23 protein-coding genes and 2 pseudogenes are annotated in these 21920 nt (G+C 60.8%); 14 read left to right on the top strand and 11 right to left on the bottom strand.

Annotation, left to right across the window (positions count from 1 at the left end):
- Positions 1-4: 4 nt before the first annotated feature.
- The 3 genes from BJF89_RS16385 to BJF89_RS16375 form a co-directional block, all read right to left on the bottom strand.
- A complete protein-coding gene (locus BJF89_RS16385) occupies positions 5-214 on the bottom strand; it encodes a hypothetical protein (RefSeq protein ID WP_075816152.1) in 210 nt (69 codons plus the stop codon).
- Between the two features lie 102 nt (positions 215-316).
- Positions 317-496: a hypothetical protein gene (locus BJF89_RS16380; protein WP_075816151.1), complete on the bottom strand. Its 180-nt coding sequence runs from the start codon at positions 494-496 to the stop codon at positions 317-319.
- Between the two features lie 138 nt (positions 497-634).
- A complete protein-coding gene (locus BJF89_RS16375) occupies positions 635-1270 on the bottom strand; it encodes an NAD(P)-dependent oxidoreductase (protein WP_075816150.1) in 636 nt (211 codons plus the stop codon).
- A 102-nt stretch (positions 1271-1372) separates the two neighbouring features.
- Between BJF89_RS16375 and BJF89_RS16370 the strand changes: the two genes are divergently transcribed.
- Positions 1373-1819, top strand: a complete 447-nt coding sequence (locus BJF89_RS16370) for a MarR family winged helix-turn-helix transcriptional regulator (RefSeq protein ID WP_075816149.1) — start codon at positions 1373-1375, stop codon at positions 1817-1819.
- A gap of 650 nt (positions 1820-2469) precedes the next feature.
- On the opposite strand, the gene BJF89_RS16365 is transcribed toward BJF89_RS16370, so the two are convergent.
- Entirely contained in the window at positions 2470-2862 is a 393-nt protein-coding gene (locus tag BJF89_RS16365; protein ID WP_139312134.1) for a hypothetical protein, read from the bottom strand.
- Between the two features lie 501 nt (positions 2863-3363).
- Here BJF89_RS16365 and BJF89_RS16360 point away from each other — a divergent pair.
- Both BJF89_RS16360 and BJF89_RS16355 read left to right on the top strand, forming a co-directional pair.
- Positions 3364-3639 (top strand): hypothetical protein, encoded by a 276-nt coding sequence (locus BJF89_RS16360; RefSeq protein ID WP_075816147.1) that lies wholly within the window; start codon positions 3364-3366, stop codon positions 3637-3639.
- A gap of 577 nt (positions 3640-4216) precedes the next feature.
- Positions 4217-4798, top strand: a complete 582-nt coding sequence (locus BJF89_RS16355) for an LGFP repeat-containing protein (RefSeq protein WP_075816146.1) — start codon at positions 4217-4219, stop codon at positions 4796-4798.
- A 423-nt stretch (positions 4799-5221) separates the two neighbouring features.
- Here the strand turns inward: BJF89_RS16355 and BJF89_RS16350 are convergent, their stop codons facing one another.
- Positions 5222-6292, bottom strand: coding sequence for an NAD(P)-dependent alcohol dehydrogenase (locus tag BJF89_RS16350; protein ID WP_075816145.1), 1071 nt, complete (start codon positions 6290-6292; stop codon positions 5222-5224).
- A gap of 337 nt (positions 6293-6629) precedes the next feature.
- On the opposite strand from BJF89_RS16350, the pseudogene BJF89_RS16340 reads away from it, so the two are divergent.
- A pseudogene (locus BJF89_RS16340) lies at positions 6630-7833 on the top strand (IS3 family transposase).
- 463 nt (positions 7834-8296) lie between these two features.
- On the opposite strand, the gene BJF89_RS16335 reads toward BJF89_RS16340, so the two are convergent.
- On the bottom strand, positions 8297-8620 hold the full coding sequence (locus BJF89_RS16335; protein WP_187344732.1) for a hypothetical protein: 324 nt from the start codon (positions 8618-8620) through the stop codon (positions 8297-8299).
- 593 nt (positions 8621-9213) lie between these two features.
- Here BJF89_RS16335 and BJF89_RS16330 point away from each other — a divergent pair.
- The 10 genes and pseudogenes from BJF89_RS16330 to BJF89_RS16285 all read left to right on the top strand — a co-directional run bounded on the left by BJF89_RS16330 (position 9214) and on the right by BJF89_RS16285 (position 18116).
- Positions 9214-10050: an MspA family porin gene (locus BJF89_RS16330; protein WP_083650961.1), complete on the top strand. Its 837-nt coding sequence runs from the start codon at positions 9214-9216 to the stop codon at positions 10048-10050.
- 123 nt (positions 10051-10173) lie between these two features.
- Positions 10174-10578, top strand: coding sequence for a hypothetical protein (locus BJF89_RS16325; RefSeq protein ID WP_075816143.1), 405 nt, complete (start codon positions 10174-10176; stop codon positions 10576-10578).
- 237 nt (positions 10579-10815) lie between these two features.
- Positions 10816-11052 carry a hypothetical protein gene (locus tag BJF89_RS16320; protein WP_075816142.1) on the top strand — a complete coding sequence of 79 codons (237 nt, stop codon included), beginning with the start codon at positions 10816-10818 and terminating at the stop codon, positions 11050-11052.
- A 132-nt stretch (positions 11053-11184) separates the two neighbouring features.
- Positions 11185-14220, top strand: a complete 3036-nt coding sequence (locus BJF89_RS18945; RefSeq protein ID WP_158026091.1) for a hypothetical protein — start codon at positions 11185-11187, stop codon at positions 14218-14220.
- A 365-nt stretch (positions 14221-14585) separates the two neighbouring features.
- The gene (locus BJF89_RS16310) at positions 14586-15107 is read left to right on the top strand and encodes a hypothetical protein (RefSeq protein WP_075816140.1); all 522 of its coding nucleotides are present in this window, start codon (positions 14586-14588) and stop codon (positions 15105-15107) included.
- Between the two features lie 37 nt (positions 15108-15144).
- A complete protein-coding gene (locus BJF89_RS16305; protein ID WP_075816139.1) occupies positions 15145-15630 on the top strand; it encodes a DUF805 domain-containing protein in 486 nt (161 codons plus the stop codon).
- A 131-nt stretch (positions 15631-15761) separates the two neighbouring features.
- The gene (locus tag BJF89_RS16300) at positions 15762-16214 is read left to right on the top strand and encodes a MarR family winged helix-turn-helix transcriptional regulator (protein WP_075816138.1); all 453 of its coding nucleotides are present in this window, start codon (positions 15762-15764) and stop codon (positions 16212-16214) included.
- 1 nt (position 16215) lies between these two features.
- Positions 16216-16637: pseudogene (locus BJF89_RS16295) on the top strand (organic hydroperoxide resistance protein).
- Positions 16638-16696: 59 nt separating this feature from the next.
- Entirely contained in the window at positions 16697-17674 is a 978-nt protein-coding gene (locus BJF89_RS16290; protein ID WP_075816137.1) for a zinc-binding dehydrogenase, read from the top strand.
- A 52-nt stretch (positions 17675-17726) separates the two neighbouring features.
- Entirely contained in the window at positions 17727-18116 is a 390-nt protein-coding gene (locus BJF89_RS16285) for a DUF1304 domain-containing protein (protein ID WP_075816136.1), read from the top strand.
- A gap of 286 nt (positions 18117-18402) precedes the next feature.
- Here BJF89_RS16285 and BJF89_RS16280 read toward each other — a convergent pair whose 3' ends face one another.
- From BJF89_RS16280 to BJF89_RS20080, 5 genes are all read right to left on the bottom strand, one after another.
- Positions 18403-18732 carry a hypothetical protein gene (locus tag BJF89_RS16280; RefSeq protein WP_075816135.1) on the bottom strand — a complete coding sequence of 110 codons (330 nt, stop codon included), beginning with the start codon at positions 18730-18732 and terminating at the stop codon, positions 18403-18405.
- Positions 18729-19214, bottom strand: coding sequence for a hypothetical protein (locus BJF89_RS18715; protein WP_139312131.1), 486 nt, complete (start codon positions 19212-19214; stop codon positions 18729-18731). Before BJF89_RS18715 ends, BJF89_RS16280 begins: the two co-directional genes overlap by 4 nt.
- A gap of 610 nt (positions 19215-19824) precedes the next feature.
- Complete coding sequence (locus tag BJF89_RS16270) at positions 19825-20160, bottom strand: hypothetical protein (protein WP_075816133.1); 336 nt, start codon at positions 20158-20160, stop codon at positions 19825-19827.
- Positions 20144-20308, bottom strand: a complete 165-nt coding sequence (locus BJF89_RS18940) for a hypothetical protein (protein ID WP_158026090.1) — start codon at positions 20306-20308, stop codon at positions 20144-20146. The genes BJF89_RS16270 and BJF89_RS18940 overlap by 17 nt, the downstream gene beginning before the upstream one ends.
- A 784-nt stretch (positions 20309-21092) precedes the next feature.
- On the bottom strand, positions 21093-21242 hold the full coding sequence (locus tag BJF89_RS20080; protein WP_369803768.1) for a helix-turn-helix domain-containing protein: 150 nt from the start codon (positions 21240-21242) through the stop codon (positions 21093-21095).
- Positions 21243-21920 lie beyond the last annotated feature (678 nt).

The raw sequence follows: 21920 nt of genomic DNA, 5'->3' as shown, positions 1-21920 counted from the left end.
CAGGCTAGTTCGCAGCTTCTCCGGCCGCGCTGGCACCGTCGCCAACCCCTGCACCCTCCAGGACGGAGGAGCCGGCACTGCTCAGATCGATCGCCGAGGAGCCGAGCTCCAGGGTGGAGGAACCGATGCCGATCGGGTTACCGGTGGCGACCGACGAGCCGAGACTGAAGGCAGAGGTCAGGAAGTTGATGAGGGGCTCGATGAGAGTATCCATGGTGGACCTTTCCACGTGAGAGGGGTGCCAGCGGACGCTGTACGGCCACTATCTTAGGCAACCCTTCCCCTCTTGCAACAGGAACGTTGCAGCTACCCCCGGTCAGCTCCCCGAAATCACGTCGGAGCCTGCGCCGCTGAGTTCCGCTCCGGACGAGCCGAGGTCGAGAACGTTGGAACCGACGGCGAGTGATCCGTCTCCGGAAAGAATCGAGGATCCGAGATCCAGGGTCGACGATCCGAAGCCGATGAGCGACTCGATGAGGTTGATCAGAGATTCCATGAATTACCTTCCGATAGTGTTGGTGCCTGTTGCCAAAGTGACGAACACCACACTAGGCGGAACTTTTCCCGTGCAAGGGAAAATAGCGAAAGAACTCCTCCGCGCTCAGCACCGGGATATCGTACGGCTGCAAGCCGCTCAGTTCGCGACGTAGAGGTGGGTGCGACCGAGATCCTGACGCTCTGCAATGTCGAGCAGCGCGGTGGCCATGTCTGGCGCGGTGATTGACCACCCACGTCGCAATGGTTCTTCGGTATTGAGGCGGTAGTTTCCCTTGGCCTTCGCGGGACGGATGCGAGGAGCACGGACCGCCGTCCATTGCGCATCCCCCTCCCAGAGCACGACGTCCATGCGGCGCATGTCGTCGTAGGTGGCACCGAGGAACTTCTGGAGAAGCGGCAGCACCACCCAGAGTTTCAGCAGGCCCTGGTGTGCCCAGTGGTCAGCGACCTCGGAAGAGATGAGGACAATGCGTGTTACTCCGTGATGTTTCATCGCACGCAGAAGGTTCCGAGTCCCCTCCGAGTAGAGGGTCGTCGGTTCCCTCGATGTGCCGATACCGACCGTGCTCACGACCGCATCGATGTCCTCGAGAAGCGGGTCGACCGATCCGGCTTTGGTGATATCCGCCGGCTCAACCGAAAGGCGGGGGTGTTCAACGCCCAAGGACTCCGGCCGCCGTGCAATGGCGGTGACCTCGTGACCCCGTTCCAGGGCCTGTTCAACGACGTGACGGCCAACCATGCCGGTGGCGCCGGGCACCAGAATTCTCATCGTGTCTCGCCTCCTGTCCGAGGGATCACCAGATATACTCGCCAGATAATCCCGATCATAGATATTCCCGATATGGGAATACTTTAACAAGGAGGTTCGCTTGTGACGAATGCGCTGGTAGAACAGGTACGCATTGCACTACAACGGCAGATCGTGGATGCCACGTTGGGCAATGACCGCATCGCGCGCGACAACGGACTGCAGATGACCGACCTGCAGACCCTGCACCTGCTGGTCCTCAATGAGGACATTCGCACTCCACGGCAGATCAGCGCAGCAACGGGGATTCCGACCAGCACGGTCACTCGGATCGTCGACCGACTCGAACGCGCCGGTTTCGTCCGCCGAGCCCCTGACAACATGGACCGCCGCCGCACGGTCATTAACCTGATCCCGGAAGCCGTCGGTCCCCTACAGTCGCTCTACGGCGACGTCGACGAGCGGTTCGCCACCCTCGCGGCCAGCTTCAGTGCCGATGAGCTCGACACCGTCATCCGGTTCCTCACAGCCATGCGCGAGTTCTACACACCGGATGATCCCCGGCGCTGAACACGCATAGCGACAGCCGAATGTCCACTAACGTGCCGCTTTGTCAGCGACTGAGGAGTCATCTTCCTGATGAGGGGCAGGCTCTGCACTTTTTTCAGTACTGGGCGCGGGCGTGGTCGTATGCGGTGGCACAGGAGTAATGCAGCTCGTCACCGCAGGCACCTTCGGTGCGTCTTCGGCCTCGGATTCCCCACCACAGGCCGCCGTGGCGAGGGCTAGTGCGGCGACGACGGCTGCCGTAGCAAGCTTTCGGTTGTTCACGGGCCCTCCTTGTGGTGGTTACGCGCAGGATGGTGACACGCCTAAGGAGAATCTAACGGCTCAGTAATTCATACGGTGAATTAACCATACGGCCGGGGGTATCACAGAGACCCCGTCCGCCACCCTTATGGGTGGCGACCCCACCGCCGAAGAGAGTGGACGGGCACTCCCCCGAGACTGGAAAGTTCCCGGGAATCACGGGTTCTTTCAGAATTTCAGCAACGTTGCTGGCGCCCACTGTAGTTGACGCCTTGAACACGCCTTACAACCCCTTGTCTTCAATGGCTCCCGCGTGATTCCAGTCTTCATACCGAAGACCTCACCGCCGCCGTACCCAAGAGTTGGAGCCTGGCCATGAACAGTCCGGACTCTAACCGATGAACGAGCGGTCACTCGAACCCCATCAACAGCCTCAGTGGCGGGGCAGTGCGATCATTAAGCAGGTACTCTGCCCACATGGAAACTGGATCGAACGAGGTGCCGCCCATCGCGAAGACCCCTGCCATTGGCGTCGGCTCTCCGTCACTCTTTGTCCGCGTTATAACTCCCCACTGCCCTCCGTGGTGTTGGAGTAGCATCCGGCCGAGAAAGAGCAGAAGTTCTCGCTCGTTAACAGCTAACTCGCCGCTCCGTATCGAGGATTCGAGGGCGTCGAGAGAAGCACCGAGTTGGTCCTGATCAGCCGGGTCATCACACTTCAGGATCTCAACGAGGTCCGGGTGGTCGATTGATCCTGATTCCTCCTTGAGCCGACGAACCTCCGCCTGGTGTTCGTTCTGCATCTGAAGGATTTTGGGGTTGGATAGCATGATGGGCCCCTTTACGGTCGGGCGGAGACAAATATCATCGAAGCCTACGTGGCGATTGTATCGTCCCATCGCAGTCAGGAACTCGTTACGTGCATGATATATGTGATGAGACCCCTCGTCCCGCACGACTATTCGCAACATTCATCCGCTTAGGTAGTTGCAGTCCCGTCTTGAACGGCTGTCGGGAGGCGCCTTCACGAAGCGCCGCGGCCCCGACGCGCTGCTTCTGACGAAAGGAACGTACCCTGCGATTCTCGAGCCCCGCGCCGGTGGGACAACGAAAAACCGGGGATCACACACTCTCGTAAAGAGTGTGTGATCCCCGGCCTCTGCAGTTCATGAACGGCACTCTGTGGAGCTATGGGGAATCCACAACATAATGACATTATCTGCAGGTCAGGACCAGTAACCATGCTACTCCCCTACGATCCTGTAGGAAAAGAATAGTAGAACAGCCGCAGAAAGGCACCAGCTATGAGCGACTACACCGAGACCTACGGCCCGATCATCCTCGACGACTACATGAACATCGATACCCCGAATGAGAACAGCCGATTGGCCCTCCGCACCACCGACGCTATCAACGATCTACTGACCCTCGCACACCACGAGCGCACCGGACAGCCCGACGGATACCGCGCTCAGGCCGACATGTATGCAGACGCAGCCGCTCACGCGCACGACCTCGCCTACACCCTGGACATCCTCACCAGCCAGGCACAAGAAGCAGGCATGAACACCACCGAGTAACACTGACCAGCAAGCACAGAAGAAGCCCCAATGCCGCTCACATCGGCATTGGGGCTTCACTACGTCATCCTACTATTCGACCTCTCAGACAGGCGTACAGGCCGCATACGGCGGCACTCACGGAAGCGGCACAGGGGGTCGGACAACCGGGGAAGACATGACGTGAACAGGCCTCTTGCCGGTGCTGTCAAGAAGACCACCGAAGGACGACCCTCGGAGGACTACCACCTCACCCGCCAATGCCCCGCACCTCGTCATCACGAACGACAGCCCCTAACCTCCGCCGTCTCGACACATAAGACACCCCCACCACCGGCACAAACAGCGACCACCACGACCACGTACCCACCCCGGGGGGCACCCGACAACTGCGGTTCAGCCGCCACCGAGGTCATAGAGCCGTTAAAACTGTACGGGTTCTGAACCTTTTTGGAAATCATTCCCGAGATTTATAGGAACGATACTTTCGCCACATCCCCTCGTTCGCACCGAAGAAAAACCATGCAAGAAACCGAGGTCTCATGTACAACAGGAAGTGAACTACATCCCGCACGTTGACACGGAAGGCAGTTCCACTATGAGAATCAACCTCAAGCGCACAATCACCGTCGTTGCTGCAGGCGGCCTACTCCTCGGAGCTGCAGCATGCAGTGAAGATGACGCTTCGGACGCCGTTTCAGGCGCAAGTTCAGCCGCTGAAAGCGGTGCAGCGGAAGCATCCGACGCAATGAGCGGTTCGGATTCGTCTGAATCTGCGGACGCTTCCAGCACTGAGTCGGAGGGTGCAGGCTCAGAATCGGAGGAAACTGCGAACACCGAGCTCACCGAGGGCCTGCAGTCCGCCTACGACGAGGCAGGCGGCGAGCAGGGTGCTTGGGGCGCTGTGAAGAGCGTTGAAAGCGCTGACGGTGCGACCCTGGCTACGTTTGAGAATGGCTGGGCGGTTGAGAATGATAGCGGCGAGGTGACCCCGCTGATCGGGAAGATCGGCGAGACCTGGGCCAACGACGGTGGCCTCGATAATGACATCGGTCTGCCAACCGCCCCGGAATCAGGCGACGCGATGCAGGGCTGGACTCAGCAGTTCGAGAACGGCACGATTTCGTGGATGCAGGATGACGAAGGCAACTGGGACGCTGATATTGAGAGCGGCCAGTAGCCAAAACCTCTCGACCCTTCCCCCTGCCTTACATGGCGGGGGGTTTGTCGCTTTACCATCGCTGAGGGCCTGTTGCTGCCGTCGATGAGCACCCGGCGTGTTCCGGATTCAATCTCGGCGTCCGATTCGTCCGGTACCTCGCTAATCTACCCGTCGTTCCCCTCAATCAAGCCATACTTATTGAAGCTAGCCTCGATATCGAAGTCGTACACGGCGATTACGATCGAGCGGTTGAGTCGGTGCTCTCGAATAATGTCGGTCAGTTCTCGAAGCGCAGTCTCAGGCATCACCGGGGAGATGGATGTGCGGCGGGCGGACGAGGATGCCTCGTTCAATAACTTCCCCAGAAGCCATAGTCTGAACCGGCGTACATGTCCCGCGAATCTCGTTTATATCGTGAATCGCGCAAGGGCCGCAGCAATGTCACGCCAACGCGGTGGCCTCTTGACCATCGAACTCGCTCGTATCAATCACAGCGCGGAAGTAAACCTCGCCTCGTACGACCCGATCGTATGTAGTGTCCACCTCGTTTACACCGACCTTTTCAATGATCGCACCGATGTTGTGTTCGGCGCAGAAGTCCAGCATCTCTTGAGTCTCGGTGATTCCGCCGATCATCGACCCAGCGAGGATCTTCGATCCCCCAACCACTGAGCCGAAGTGCAGGGGCTGTGCTGCGGGCGGCATGCCCACCACGGCCAACGCACCATGGGGTTTCAGCAGGGACAGGTAGTTGTCCAGGGGGATGTCGGCACTGATCGTGTTGAGGATCAGGTCAAACTCCCCGGCATGGTCGCTAAAGAAGCCCTCGTCCTCGGTCGCGAGTGTTCCAGAGGCTCCGAGCTCGGCGGCGAGCTGTTCCTTCTTACGGGTACGCGACAGCACCGTCACATCCGCACCCATCGCGACAGCGATCTGGACGCCCATGTGCCCCAGCCCGCCAAGGCCTAGGATCGCGACCTTCTTTCCCGGCCCAGCGCCCCATCGCTTCAGGGGCGCATATGTGGTGATCCCGGCGCACAGCAGCGGCGCAGCAACGTCGAAGTCGATACTGTCAGGGACACGGCAGACGAACTGCTCGTTAACGACGATCTTCTGCGAGTAACCACCCTGTGTGATGCTTCCGTCAACGTCGACAGAATCGTAGGTCATGATCGCACCCTTGAGGCAGTCTTGTTCTTGGCCGTTTCGGCATTGTTCGCATTCGCCGCAGGAGTTGACCATGCAGCCGACGCCGACCCGGTCCCCGATCTTCCAGTTCGTCACGTTGGAGCCGACAGCGGATATCGTGCCCGCGATCTCGTGGCCGACGGTAAGGGGAAAGTGGGCGCTACCCCACTCGTTACGGATCGTGTGGATGTCGCTGTGGCAGATGCCGGCCGCTGCGATGTCGATGACAACATCATCAGGACGCGGGTCACGGCGCTCTATCTCTACAACACGGAACGGGTCGTCGGCGCTGGTCTTCTGGAGTGCCTTCACGGTGAGGGACAAGATAGCCTCCTGTAGCTATTTTCTGGCATTAGCCGCCAGGTAACGTGGCTGTACCTGACGAGATCGTACGCTCTCCGTGCGTGGCATGAAACCTGATCCCCTTGCTGCCCGCACCTCGTGACCGCTCGGCCGTCAACGCGACTAATGCCTGTAGACCGCGGGCCGACGACGAGAACACGACCGAGCGTACTTCCACCAAAGCCCGCCCGCGAAAACATCACAGTCGGATTGGTCGGCGTACGAAACTTTCTCAACGAGAGAATTATAGGGTCTGCTGCACGGTTAGGTGACATCTGATCTGGCTTGCCTGGGAGGGCTGGCCTGGAAGGATGGCATCGTGGCAAAGCCTTATCCGACCGAGTTCCGTGATGACGTCGTGCGCGTCGCAAGGAACCGGGAGCCTGGAGTGACGATCGAGCAGATCGCGAAAGACTTCGGGGTTCACCCGATGACGCTGACGAAGTGGTTGCGTCGTGCCGATGTTGACGAGGGTGTGAAGCCGGGCCAGTCGCGGGCCGAGGCGGCGGAGATCCGAGAGCTGAAGAAACGGAACCGGCTCCTCGAGCAGGAGAACGAGGTGCTGCGCCGGGCGGCGGCGTATCTGTCGCAGGCGAACCTGCCGGGAAAAGGTTCTACCCGCTCGTGACGGAGCTCGCCGAAGCAGGGATCCCTGTGACGGCGACGTGTCGGGTTCTCAAGCTCTCCCGCCAGCCCTACTACCGGTGGCTTTCCGCTCCGATCACGCCCAGCGAGGTGGTGGAGGCATAGCGCGCGAACGCGCTGTTCGACGCGCATCGTGACGATCCGGAGTTCGGGCACCGCTTTCTCGCTGACAAAGCCCGCGATGCGGGTGAGGCGATGGCTGACCGGACTGCGTGGCGGATCACCTCAGCGAATGGTTGGTGGTCCGTGTTCGGGAAGAAACGCGGCAAGAACGGGAAGAAGCCCGGCCCGCCCGTCCATGACGACCGCTGCGCTGTCGTTGACGAGCACGGACGCACCCGGCATGTGTTCGCCGCGACGCGGGCGAACGAGCTCTGGCTCGTGGACATCACGGAACATAAAACGAGTGAAGGCAAGCTCTACGCGTGTGCGATCAAAGACGCCTTCTCCGGGCGGATCGTGGGCTACTCAATCGACTCCAGGATGAAGTCCCGCTTGGCTGTTCACGCGCTCGAGAACGCGCTCGAGAACGCGGTCCAGATGCGTGGCGACGTGGGCGGCTGCGTGGTTCATTCGGACAGGGATCTCAATGTCGAAGCAAGAAGTTCCTGCGCGCTCTGGCCCGTCACCGCATGGTCGGCTCGATGGGCAGGGTCGGTTCCAGCGGCGACAATGCCGCCATGGAATCGTTCTTCTCTCTCCTGCAAAAGAACGTCCTTGATCGGCGTTCATGGGCCACGCGTGAGCAGTTGCGGATCGCGATCATCACCTGGATCGAGAGGACCTACCACCGTCGCCGACGGCAAGCCCGTCTGGGACGTTTGACCCCGATTAAATTCGAGGCCATCATGACCAAGGACGTCGCCCTCGCGGCGTGACTACAAACTGTCACCTAAACGTGCAGCAGACCCCGGTGATACTCCGAGCTCATCTGAGGCCTCGGCAACTAACACTCGGCTTGCAGGCTGCTTTAAAGCCAGCTCCGATACCACCCGATGACGGTGAACGGCGAGTTTCCATCCCTGGTCAGACATCGTTAGCTGCTCAGTGGCGGTAACTTCGCGGCCGTTGTGGGCCATGCTGCATCTCCTGGTGCAGGTGAGTTCTGCAGATCCCACGTTAGTGCACAGGAGTGCTGATGAACAGGGCTTCAGGAGTGGAGGTCAACGTCGTTGTTGCCGTGGGCTTCAGTGCATCCAGCTTCTGAAAACGACAAGCGCCCGGTTTTGGTGCGTTCGCTGTAGGTGTCTTGTAAATCTTTACGATTAAGAGGCATGCACACCTGAAGTTCGGAATATACGCTGTTTATATGTTTTATCTACTAAGGACAATGTGTAGGGTTCACCATCTAAGGATCTGGATGATCTCCTCGGCAATGTCGCCGGACTCTAGGGTGTCGGTGGTGATCCGGTGAACGAAACTCGGGGAGCGTGCGTCGAGGAATCGGTCAGTCCGGATGCTCCTGGCGACATGTTCGCTCAGGCTGTCGCCTTGTTCGCGACGCCCCAGCCTCTGTTCCGCCGTCTTGTCTGATGCTTGCAGCAGTACGGAGGTTACTTTTGTCTGTTCCCCCAGTGCCTGAGCTAGCTTGTCTGCTTCCAGAACACTGATGGTGTTGGTGTAGACCAGCCGGCGATACCCGTCGGCGGCGTAGTTGTTCCACATGGCCCTGACGGCACTACTGCACTTAAGAAGCGTCGGGTTCAACACCCTGCGGGGTACCTACCCCCGAAAGGAGTTACCCGGGCAAACTCATCTATCGAGCCACCTGGGTACACATACCCCCGGCATTCATCCCGCCGTGACCTGACCGTGACCGCCACCACAGCAATCACCCACACCAGCAGCACGATCAACACCACCACACCGCAGCGCCCTGCGCAGCCACACAACTCCGTGCGGCCCGATAACATTCGGCAGCGCTCACAAAGACTCCGGCAGCCGCTGACAGCCCCTGACAATCTTTCAGAATACTGGCAGTAACCTGCCCACATACTGAGCGGTATCTATCTCTGTGACATGTCAACCATCACAATCAGAACAGTTCGTCCTGGTCGACCCCAGTCGACATGGTCTATCTGTCAGGCTGTCGCACACACGGCAACTGTGGCCCACCTGCTGCGCACCATCCAGCATCTGTGCACCTCTGCTGTGACCTGACCGTGACGGTAGAACACCCCCGGCCTGCAGTGATGAGACCAAACTGTGACAATCATTCACCCAACACACCTGCAGAGCGCACACTACATTTACCTGCCATGACGACCACGAGGACAACCACACATAAAAGCTCCCGGCTCTCCCAGAACTCGCGACCCTCGACAGCCTCGAAGGTCTCGGCTGCAGCGCTGAGCATCGCTGCAACCGCCACCCTCGGCCTGACAGCGATCACCCCGGCGGCGGCCGCGCCCACCCTGCCTGACCTGCCGTGGCCGGTACCGGTCACCGGCGGGCCGACCGACCTGCCTGACCGCCAGGTCTCACGCACCACCGCTGATGGCTGGGTGCTGCACGCCTCCAAGACCGGCGAGTCACTGAACATCGCCCCGCCCCTGGACTCCTCAACCACCACCGGGGAGACCTTCGCCAGCCTCACCGGCAACGTCGTCATCGACGGTGCCGGCGCCCCCGAACTCACCGGAGCGATGTTCACCACCGGCTACCAGATCGGCTGCGGGGTCGACATCTCCGGCGGGGTGGACGTCGAACTCGCCGGCACCGCCGGTATCGCACCCAATGCCACCGCCGGCATCGAAGGCGGGCCCAGCGTGCAGGTCGAACTGCCCAACATCACCGGGGTGTCCGCCGGCGCTGATGCCACCGGACGCGGTGAAGTCGGTCTCGACGGCAAGATCGAGGCCTCCCCAACGGTGTCGGCCCACCTGGACCCTGGTGGGGTCACTGATGTGGATCTGGTGTCCATGCCCATCAACCCCGAGTACAAGCGCGCCTCCGGTGGGTTCACCGGTGCTCATCTTCAGGTCAACGGCTGTGCCGGGCCAGTCAGTGTGCGCTCCTATGTCACCGTGTCGGCCACCTCGCCGACCTCAGTCGATGCGGTGAGTGTCTATGGCACCGCCACCCGCATCCGCTAGAGCACCCAGCCCCGCACACTGCTACTCGAACCGGTACCACCCGGTTTGACCCCGCCAGAACCACCCACGAGTCGGTCCCGCACCGACCACCACAGAGCTCGCTTCAAGGAGATGTCAGCTGCCATGACCACCACCCCCTCACCCCGCATCACCGACCGCACACCGCACACCCGTCGCCCCCGGCGTGCTCAGCGTGCTCAGCGTGCACGTCGTCTTGCCGGCACCGCCGCGATAGCAGTGGCCACCGCCGCACTCACCGCCGGGATCACCGCACCCACCAGCGCTGCGGCAACAGCGGGTACCGCCCTAACACATGGCACCAGAGTCGACTGCGTCGTGGATCACGACGTCCAGGCCGGACCGATTGTCGCCGGCACCACCGACGGCAACTGCCGTAAAGCCACCGGTGAGTACACCCCCGGTGCAGGGTCATACCCCGGGGTGTGGTTCATCGGCAGTGTCGCCGCTCCCGACGGCAACACCTACACCGGGCTCGTGTTGAACCAGTGGAACCTTCCGGTGCCCTGACCGTTGCCGATCCCGCCGATGGCGGTGTTTTCCTAGCCACTGTTTGCCCGCCTCGTTGTAATAGGAGCTGTCCCACACCATGACCCACGCCACGACCGACAACACGCCCCACACCACCGGTGCGCACGGCCCCAACCCACCCAGGCTTCCCAGGCCTATCCGGTCACCGCCGCACCCGGCAGCCCCAAGACGCAGCCACAGTCATCGGCTGCCGGTCGTGATGAGCAGTCATCGCCGGTGTGGATTCCCCTGGTCAAACTGATCATCGGTGTGGCCATCATCATCGCCGCGTTGGCGTGGTCCCAGCACTTCGACGGCGCCATGGACCGCTTCGGCTACATCCCGGTGATGTTCGTCTACATCATCATCATGATCATCGGCGGGGCACTGATGGTCACCGGGTTCACCGCCTTCACCCTCGACACCCGAGACAACCGCGGCAAGCGGGACAACCGGGGATCACGGGAGTCGTGACTCATGACCCACCACACATCCCCGCGTCACGATCAGGTCCCCAACCGCGGCGATAGTACCCTCCCCACGACCACCGCCAGTAGACCGAGCAGAAGATTGGACAGAAGACTGGGCAGTCGGCTGGGTTCCCGTGTGGGCGCACGACTGGGTGTGCGGTGGGGTGCCGGTGTCGCCGCTGCCGTGTTGATCACCGCGCCGATCTGGGCCGGACCATTCAGCACAACCGGCACGACCGGCACAGGCAGCACCGGTGGTGGTGTGGTTGGTGTCGCCTCCGCGCAGGAGACTCCCGAACAACGCTGCCAACGCGACACCGCCGCCTACAATCAGGCCATGGACACCGCATGGCGGGCCGCCCACCCGGGTGAAGAACCCGGTCCCGGTGCGTGGCCACCCTATGTGTGTCAGGACGGCCCCACACCCCCGCCCCTACCCGGCGGTGGAAACGGTGGGGACAACAATGGTGGGGACGGTTCCCCGGGGCGTGACCACCAGTATGAAGGCTTCGATCGTGGGCCCAGTCAGTACCAGCAGGACATGGATCTGGGCCCCCTGGGTTCCCCACGCACCGGGTTGGCTGAGCGGATGAACACCCCCGGTGACACCACGGCTGCAACGGACGGTGCCGGTGGTGGTGCGCCACGGGCGACTGACACCGCCCGGTCGAATGTTCCCACCGTCACCCCCTGGGCCACACCCAGGCAAGACACCATCACCGATGACGACGGTAACCCCCGACGTGTGCGGGTCATCGATACCGATGCCGGCCCAGCGGTCATCGATGATGATGGTGTCGCCACCGGTGAGATCCTCACCACCAGCGCTACCAGCACCGACACCACGAATAATGATGACAGCGCCGGTAGCCCCGGTGTTCGCCGGGTCGAGGGCCTGGCCGGGGTGAACCTCACCGAGCAAGACGCCACCACATCCAGCACCCCTAGCACCCCGCGCCCCACGGAGTCTTCTGAGCCTGCTGAGTCTTCTGAGCCGTCCGAGGCCGCTGGTGCCGGTGGCGCTGGCGGGGCCACCGGCGACGGTGATGATGGTGGCACCCCAGTTCCAGCGGGCCTGGCCGGCCCGTTGGGTGCCAGTGGTGCTGTTGCCGGTGGTGTCGGGGCACTGTTGGCCCAACGTGGCGCAGGCTCAGCGCGGGGGCGCCGGCGTGATGGTACCCACCGCGCTGATATTGACTGGGGTGGTGGTCGTGAGCAGTCCCTCATCCTGCTGGAGGGCCCGGACTCCCCGCGTGAGCACCGCTTTGACATGGATGTGCCCGAGGGCGGACAGATGGTGAAAAACGCTGACGGTAGTGTCGATGTCCTCGACGCAGACGGCATCGTGGTGAAGCACGTCAAGGCCCCGTGGGCCTATGATGCACTCGGCCGGCCCGTGGAGACCTACTACGAGGTCGACAATGAGACCGGGGAGTTGGTGCAGGTCATAGACCCGCAGCACACCACGGCCCTACCGATCCTCGCCGACCCCGACACACAAGACGCCAACACCGACTCCGATAGTGACTCCGGTGGCGAGCGTGATCCCCTGGATCCCATGTATGAGGGGTCGACGAAAGACGTGTACGCTGCGGCAGAGCAAAAGGCCGAAGAGCAGCGGCAAGACAACAACGATTTCTCCCGCGCTGCCAACAGCAACCAGAACCCCGCCGACGCTGACACCAGCGGTGATGCTAGCGGCAAGGACACCGAAGATCTGTCGGATAGTCCGGCAGCCAGGGCCCAGGACGCCGTCATTGAGGCCAACACGCCTCCTGCTGACAGTAACCAGAACTCACCGCAACCTGACCCTGAAGAGCAGCGGCAAGACAACAACGATTTCTCCCGCGTTGCCAACGGTAACCAGAACCCAGCTGACGCCGCTGGGGACTCAGACAGCACATCGGGTGCTAGCGATGGTGATACGGGCCGAAACGCAGGCACTGCTGGCGCGGGCGCCTCACAGCCCAAGGATCCTGACCCAGACGGCCGCAGCGGCGGTACCGCCAACCAGCCACCGTTGACAGACGCACCCTCGGAGTACGGCGACCATCTCACCAAGGATGAAAACGGTGCCTATGACATCGATCCACTCAGGATGGACGAGGATTCACAGGTCACCAGGTTTGAGGACGGCTCTGCCCAGACGGAAGACGCCGACGGCAACATCACCCGCTACATCCCAGCCCCAGAAGATGGTGGGGATGGTGGAGGTAATTTCGTCGAGAGTATCCACTACGATGCGGAAACCGATCAAACCACCCAGGTGATGATGCAAAACGGTCAGCGCACCGAGGTCACCAAGCCTGGCAAACCCCATAGTGTTGCCCCGGAAGGCTCCCCGGAGGCGTTGGGAGCCCTAGGTACCATCCCGTCGAATCCGCCTAGGGTAGCCGCCGACCCGAACACTACTCCGGCGGATCCGCCGATCGCGGGACAAGCCGTGCAAGGTGCCGAGCCGATCAATCCTGCAGACCCTCCGAGTGTGGTGAACCATCCGGGACAGAACTCTGCTGACGTGAACCCCGGGGATGGACAACAGACCGTGCGTGTGAACCCGCAGACTGGTGAGCAGATCGGTTTGGGCACCACCGACAATCCGCAGCAGGGACCGTTTGTACCCCGCACCTTCGACTGGGTACCCGACACCATCAACAACACACCACCAGCGACAGACCCGGCGTCTGCTGACCCGGGGGGTGGCGACCCCGGTGCTGTTGTGGCAGGGCCGGGTGCCGGCGACGTTGCTCTTGGTGGTGCTGCAGGAGCGGCCAGTGCCGCTGACCGTGCCAACAACGAAAACGGTCGAAACGGGAAACCCGTCGGAGTTCACAGGCAAGATACGGCAGCGGAAAGAGCCGGCCGAGGTGTCGGCGCGAAAGTCCCGGCCAGAGCACTGGGCTTCGCAGGAAACGCCGTCACGGGAGCTCAAGCAATCTCCGATGCGATTGATAACCCAGATCACGCTGGTGGAGCTTTCGGCGGCGGACTGGGGGCAGTCGGCGGCGGAGCTGGTGGCGCCTATGTCGGCGGGGCTATTGGAGCGCTGGGCGGCCCGCTTGCCCCAGTGACGATCCCCCTCGGTGGTGCTATTGGCGGAGTGATTGGCGGAGAAGTCGGGAAACGAGCCCTTAAGCCAGTCGGCCAAGCAATCCAGAACCTATTCAAGTAACTTGAAGGTGGTGTGCACTTCTTTATGACCGCCATGGAGTTATGGTTTCTGACATCGCTAGCAGTATTCCTCATATCTGGCATTCTCGTGCCAATTTTCGGAGAGTTCATAGAGTCAGTTCAGCATCCAAAAGAAGTTTCCGAGGCAATATTTTTCACCTCTACGGTTTGCCTTTTTATCCCCGTCCCTGCAACACTTTTTTTAGAGGGATCCACCAAGGAGATGCTCCTATTTTGCATTGGAGCATCATTAATTCATATTGCCATGCGTTCTCGTATGGGTCTTCGCGCACTTCCGCCGTCTCCGAGATACATCTGGAACGCCGAGAAGACCCTCTTTAGATCCATCACGAGGAAGGACCACCCATGACCCACATCACCTCCGCAGCCGTGTTCTCCGCTGTGCAGCATTTGCTCGACAAAGGACTACTGACCACAACTGTCCCCTGGGATCAAGAACAGTTGAAACACATCGCTGGCGCCCTGGCACCTCAGTGGGGATCGGCTACGTCCGCGGACAATGTGATGGTCACCCTGCCCAATCCACCACGGCCCGCAGGCTTCTCACCCACCGTGATCGCCTACGGCCATTACTGTTCAACAAAATCACCCTCGACACTGCCTTCTGCGCTGACCGACGCCCTGCACCTGGAGGCGACCAGCCCGCTCTACCGCGAAAGCTCCGTGACCGCAGGCGCCGGGGATAACACTGACACGACTGCCAGCATGTCAGCGACCTACACCACCGACAGCGGACACGACGCTTACGTGACCGAGTACCTTTACCACGACGCTGACCGGGGTGTTGTCTGGGCGGTGGTGGCAACCAATGCCGAGCACGAGGGAAAGATCGTACTGAATGCACTGCGCGAGAATCCAGCCCGATAGCTCTTCGGCACCGTCACAGCGAAGGTAACGATTATCCATGTCAGAACTGCACAATCCATATCCATCGCCGTACGGCCTGCGCAACCACACACCGCCCGATAATGACCAGGACAACCTGGCCGACCCCTACTACGGAATCAGCTTCGGTCAATCGATACTACGAGCACTCCACAAAACCATCGACTTCAAAGGCTACGCATCCCGTGGTGAATACTGGTGGTTTTTCCTGTTCACCTTCCTCACCAGCTCAGTTCTCAGCATCCTGGCAACACTGTTTATCTCTTCGGAGATCGCCAACAGGCTGAGTCTGGTCTTCTTCCTAATGTTCGTGGTTCCGACGTTGTCACTGCTGTGGCGAAGACTGCACGACGCCGGGTTCGCAGGACCATGGTTCTTCATCAGTCTCATCCCGGTTCTCGGCGGCCTTGCGGTGCTCATCATGCTTATGCTGCCCACCCGCACCGACAAGCGCTCCGCCTCATGGGATCACCCCGGACAGACGACCCTCACACCACACACCTAAAAACCATCAACCCCACCGCGCTCAGGAGTGACGATCCAGGGTGCTGTTGCAAAGTTGAGGATGGCACCGTGAGGGGCCTGCTGCCGCAATAAAGGTTGCGCACAATTGAAATGTGTGCAATAGTTTTCGTCATGGGAGCCACCGACCGCATGCTGTGCTTCGCCCTCTATTCCGCAAGCCGCAAGACCATACGCACCTACCGGGAGTTTCTCGACCCCTGGAACCTGACGTACCCCCAGTACCTGGTGCTCTACGTCCTCTGGAACGAGGGATCGCAGACCGTCCGCAAACTCGGTGAGGAGATGGAACTGGACTCCGGCACCCTCTCCCCCCTGGTGAAGCGCCTGGAGCAGGCCGGCTACGTCAGCCGGCACCGCACCCCGGAAGACGAGCGGGTGGTCAACATCAGGCTCACAGAAGCCGGTGAGCAACTGCGGGAACCACTGTCCCGGATCCCCCGGGACGTCGCAGCCGCGATGGGAGTCCCCGATGACGCCACCGCCAGCGGGCTCATCCGGAGCCTGCGGCAAATCGGCCATCAAGGCCCCGCCCCCACATCACACACCCCTACCCGAAAGGACTGACATGAACCCGCTCTACACCGCAGAGGCACTAGCCACAGGCGCCGGCCGCAACGGACACGTCGCAACACCCGACGGACGCCTGGACCTGAATCTCGCCATCCCCACCGAAATGGGAGGCAGCGGCGACGGCGCCAACCCCGAGCTGCTCTTCGCTGCCGGTTACGCGGCCTGTTTCCATTCCGCTCTCCAGACGGTTGCCCGAACGAAGAAGGTCTCCGTGGCCGACAGCACGGTGGCACCCGGGTCGGCATCGGTTCCAACGGCAACGGCGGATTCGAGCTCAGCGTGCACCTCGAAGTCACGATTCCCGACATGCCGACCGAGGAGGCTCAGGCCCTCGCCGATGCCGCTCACCAGGTCTGCCCCTACTCCAACGCCACCCGCGGGAACATTCAGGTGACAGTCTCCGTCGTCGACGACTAACCACTCCCGCGGCCACCTACCGGACCAGTATCCCCCAACCACACACGAAGGAGACACCAATGCGTAGCCTCATCCACGACAGCTTCGGAGAACCCGAGGATGTCCTGCACCTCACCGAGGAAAACATACCCGAGCCCTCGGAGGGGCAGGTCAGGATCCGGGTGACCCTGTCACCCATCCACAACCACGATATCTGGACGATCCGGGGAACTTACGGCTTCGTGCCCGATCTCCCCGCACACGCCGGCACGGAGGTCCTCGGCACCGTTGATGCTCTCGGCCCCGGCGTCTCCGGCCTCGTAGCCGGGCAGCGGGTCGTCAGCGGAACCTCCTTCGGAACCTGGTCAGAGTACGCGCTGATCGATGCTGCAGGAGCGATCCCGGTTCCCGACCAGTTGACCGACGACAGTGCATCGCAGCTGGTATCGATGCCTTTCAGCGCCATTAGTCTGCTGGACTTCCTGGACCTGAACGAGGGTGACTGGCTGATCCAGAACTCCGCCAACGGAGCCGTCGGCAGAATTCTTGCCCAGCTCGCCAAGGCACGTGGCATCCACGTCATCGGCCTGGTCCGACGCGACGAGGCTATCGCCCAACTGGCGTCAGAGGGCATCACCGAGGTGCTGTCGACCGAGGACCCGGCCTGGCGTGACACGCTCCTCGACCTCACCGGTGGCGCACCCGTCTCGACCGGTCTGGACTCGGTCGGCGGCAAGTCGACCGCAGATCTCGTCTCGGTGCTCGGCGAAGGCGCCACCCTGGTGTGCTTCGGTGCGATGGGCGGTCCGACGATGACGGTCCCCTCCGGCCCGGTGATCTTCAAGGACATCACCGTCCGGGGATTCTGGGGCAGCAAGGTCAGCCAAGAGATGGAGCCTGAGAAGAAGTCCGGGCTCTTCGCCGAACTGATCTCACGGATCTCGGACGGTAGTGTCACCCTTCCGGTCGCCGGCGTCTTCGATGTCTCCGACTTCCGCGAGGCGATGCTCGCCAGCAAGTCCTCCGGGCGTACCGGCAAAGTGCTTCTCCGGTTCTGACCGGTCCACACCAAAACCAGACCACAGACAAAGAAACAGAGGCCGACACGCAATGCTCATCACAGGTTCGATCCTGGCAGTCGCAGCCGCACTACTTCACGTGTTCATCTTCTACCTCGAATCTATGGTGTGGACGTCCGAGCGCGCCCGGGCCGTCTTCGGTTTCACGGAGGAAGAGGCGGACAGCACCAGAGAGATGGCTTTCAACCAGGGCTTTTACAACCTGTTCCTGGCCATCGAGGTCATCTTCGGCGTGGTCCTTCTCACGGCAGGTGCCTCCGACGGAGCCGGACTGGCACTGGTCCTGGCCGGCACCGCGAGCATGTCATGCGCCGCCGCGGTGCTCTGGTTGACGTCACCAGACAAGCGTGGCGCGGCCCTCAAACAGGGAGCGCTCCCCCTGCTGGCCACCGTGATGTTGACAGTCGCTGCGATTATGTAGCCGCATCCCTGCTCCGTCCGTGAGGACGAGCAGGCATCCTCGCGCCGTCAGTAGCCGTGACGGTGCCATAGGACCAGGTCGCCGGATTGGCGTGTCTAGTGCGAATACGCCTGGCGCAGCACGGCCTGGCAGCGCCTCGAGGCGACAGACGACGCCCCGCGGACGAGCAGCTCGACACCGACCATATGATCCTGCCCGACGCACGCTCCATCGTAAATGCTGACCGTCATACCGGAGCCGTGTCTCACGAGGAGGCACTCCGAGGCGCCACACAGTACTCAAGATTTCACGCCATGTAGCGAACAAAGTCACACCGCAAGCACTTCCGCGCTTCGGCCTCAGCGTGGCCCCGCGCTGTCGTCCACTGCACCCCCATGAAGCCGTTATCTATCTCGGTCGTGGTTGCCGCACGGTACAGGTGAACTAGATTCACAGCATTAGTGTCGGGGTTCGTCTCCCTCAGTCGGGCGACCCACCAGGCCGGAGGAATGTCCGATTCCGGTTGCGGTGCCTCAAACCACGCTCGGATGAGTTGTCCGGCGTTGATTGGTAGGCCAGCATTCCACTGGTGGTAGATGCGGGCTGTTGCTTCGTGCATGATGTTGGACTCGCTCATGCCGCCACCTCGAGCGGTGCATCCTCAGTCTGGATCGTCCAGCCGTGCGGTTCGGGTAGTGCCGGTTCGATCGGGTCGCCGTCCAGGTCCCACTCCTCGAAGGTCGTAATCGTTGAGTCGTAGCCGTGGGCACCGTACTCGGGCATGTCGTCGGAATGATGAGATAGCGCCACTGACGGTGCTTTCTCGGTACCCGTCAGGTAGTCGATGAAGGCTTCAATCGCGGCATTCCAGGGGTCTAGCACTGGGTCAATTGGCTTCTTTCGGATGTGCCAGTTCGTGACCGGGGCGTGGTGGTCATTCCGGGTAGGTGCCGTTTCGTCATCGAACGTGATGGGCGCAGGCCAGAACTCGGTAATTGGATTCACCACCCTCACGTCTGGACGGGGATCGACGGCTGGAAAAGGATCTTTGAGTATTCGCATGTAGTAGCCTTTCAGTTTTGATCGTCTGATCGTTGATTTGAGAGGTTGAGATTCCATTTCGGAGGGGTAGGAATCCAGGCTTGAGGGCGCGAGAGGGGTCAGTGAGAGCCGCTGAGGGGCCACTGACGGGTAGTTCGCCGGCTTTGACTTTGTCGAACAGTTCGGGGTCAGCCTTCTTGACTGCCTTGGCGGTCCCGACTGAGCGGCCACTGACGTGGAACATTGCGGCGGCAATGTCACGAGACTGCGGGGCACGTTCGCCAGAATGAGACGCTGTTGCCTCGTTCTGTGCGGCTTTCCCATTGTTTATAGATGCTCGGAGTCGTCCGTTTTCGCTCTGCTTCTGTTTCGCGTCGGCTTCGAAGTAGGCCAACCAGTCCTGGGCAACCGCCGCCAACTGCGAAGCGGTCAAATGACGGCGATGAATGTTCCCCGACGTGATCCACGCCCGATGCCCCGATGGTTCCCCCCTGCTGTCCTTGTTCCCCAGCGATGAAAAGAAAGAGAGCGGCTACGCCGAGTTGGGACGTGCCCGTCCCTACTTAGATTCCTTTAGAAGGGCGTGTAGAAACCGCAGGTCACAGCGTTGCGCTACTTAGTATAGTAAGTACTTGACTTAGTATAGTAAGTATCCCTACTTAGTATAATAAGTACCCAGAGAATGAAACTAGCTCCCATCCCACTTCTTCGGCCGGTACTCCACTCCACCAGGAGCCACCAACCTCGACCCCCGCGACCCCTCTTCAAGCAGGCCGCACTTCACCGCCTTCGACACGTAATGCGACACGTTGCGACTGTCACGCATCCCCAGCAGCTCCACCAGCTCCCCCGGCCTCGGGTCATACCTGCCGTTACTGTCCATCATGGCATAGCAGTAGTGAGCGACACGCAACCAGTTCGGCGCGTCCTCATTCCTGGCGATAGTCAGGTGCAATGACCTGTCGTGCATGGTGAAGTCGCGCTTACGGTTGCCGTTGGCGTAGTACTCAGTCTGATTCGTCATTCTCGATAGCCTTTCCGGCGATAGCGGACAGTTCCCTCAACTGCTCATCGTTGAGCAGCATCCTCCGATTCCAGTCGGACGTACCAACCTCCCACAGCAGCGTGCCGTCCTTCGTTCGGTACCGCTGGATAAATGGCCTACCCTTCATGCCGCTACCTCCGTCTTCTCGGCACTGAAACCACGCATCAGACCAACCTCTGCCAATGAGCGGAACGCAGACGCAACCGCAGACGGTCCACCGGTCACGCCGGCCGTAGATTCAACCTCAGTCCAGTCAACTACGAATGTGCCGCCTGCTTTCTGAACAAGGTATTCCAGCGCGGACGCTACCCGTACCGCCCCGTCCGACAATCGTGCCCCGGCGCGGTGGTAACGGACAACGTCATTCATCCAGTCAAGGCCTGTTTGTCGATCACGACACACCAGTGTCAGCGGATAGTCTTCATAAACATGCATTCCGTGCTCCTTCACTAATATGTTCTGAATATGTCTTTTTCGCCGCTAGTTTCGCACCGGGAGCCAAACAATAAACGCGCTGAGAAGCCGTCTAAGGGGTTGGCGAACCTCCCGGCGCGTCACCATGGCCGCTGTCACCGTGGAAGACGTGTGTTCTCCTGGCTCACGCCGGTACTTGCCCTCTGGCGATAGTCCCTGCAGTCGGGAGCGCGATAAGCGCATCGGTTAGTTCGTCTACGCGGAATAGGACAAGGTTTCCCCGGCCACCTGGCTTGCGCGGCGTAAATACACCAGCGTCAATGTGGCGATCGAAAGTGTCTACACTCACGCCGAGAGCGGCGGCCGCCTCCTTCTTAGTGAGTGCGATTCGTGGTTCAGGCTGTACCGGTGTGATACCGCCGAGCAGTGCGTTCCTATCGATAATGCAAGTGGTCATTGGCGCTCTTTTCTGTAGGACTCTGGGGGATTCTGGTTGGCTAGTCGCCGGCCATACGCTGATCTAGGTCGTTCTGGTCAACCCGGATAAGGCCACCGACCTGGTAGCGCTGGATTCGTCCTGCTTTGAGCCAGCGGCGTATCGTTTGAGGGTGACAGCCCACGTAGGTTGCTGCTTCCGCGACCGACATGTAGCTTCTAGAGGGGGCAATCATTCATCCGTCTCCTTTCGTTAGAGCTGCTTTTTTACGGGCTTGACCTGCCGACTCTTCCGGGCATGGGAAGAGGACGGGCGGTCAGCCCGGGAGTGTTGTTTGGGTCCGCTAGTCGCCTATTTTGGGCGCGCTTCGTTGCACCCTTTGTGTCCGGGGCAGCGGAGTCTGGCGGGTGATGGGGCGTACTGCGACGGGTTAGTTCGCCTGCGTTGGCTTGTGATTGAACCCGGAGTTTTTTCCCACTTCGTAGAGTATACCACACGCTATCTTGAATCTTGAGCTACTTTTAAGCGCAAATGTGACCATGACTTTTGGATAACCGCTGGTAGAGAGCGTGACGTTACGACTATTCGGGTTAACGCCATTCAGTTAGTGACCAAAACGTGACCAACTTTTCATCTATTGTTTACACAAACAGCCCAGATCAGCCCTGGAATCCCCCAAAACTAGGCGAGAACACGGTAGACTCAGCCCAAACCCACCTCCCGGACCTGGCATGACACACCGCCCACACTTCCCCCACAGAGTCAACCCCCCCCAACCCCGTCCGCGCGACCACCCCGCCCCCTACTCGGTAGGCGCAATCCCCCCGCAGACGGTCTCCCCACACGCTCCACGCCCTCAGTCAGATGCTCCTGCGAGTGGCGCATGTAG

Origin of the sequence: Corynebacterium sp. CNJ-954, assembly GCF_001942345.1 — a bacterium.
Lineage (GTDB): Bacteria > Actinomycetota > Actinomycetes > Mycobacteriales > Mycobacteriaceae > Corynebacterium.
Note: the sequence above shows the minus strand (reverse complement) of the source record. Positions and strands in the feature narration are given on the sequence as shown.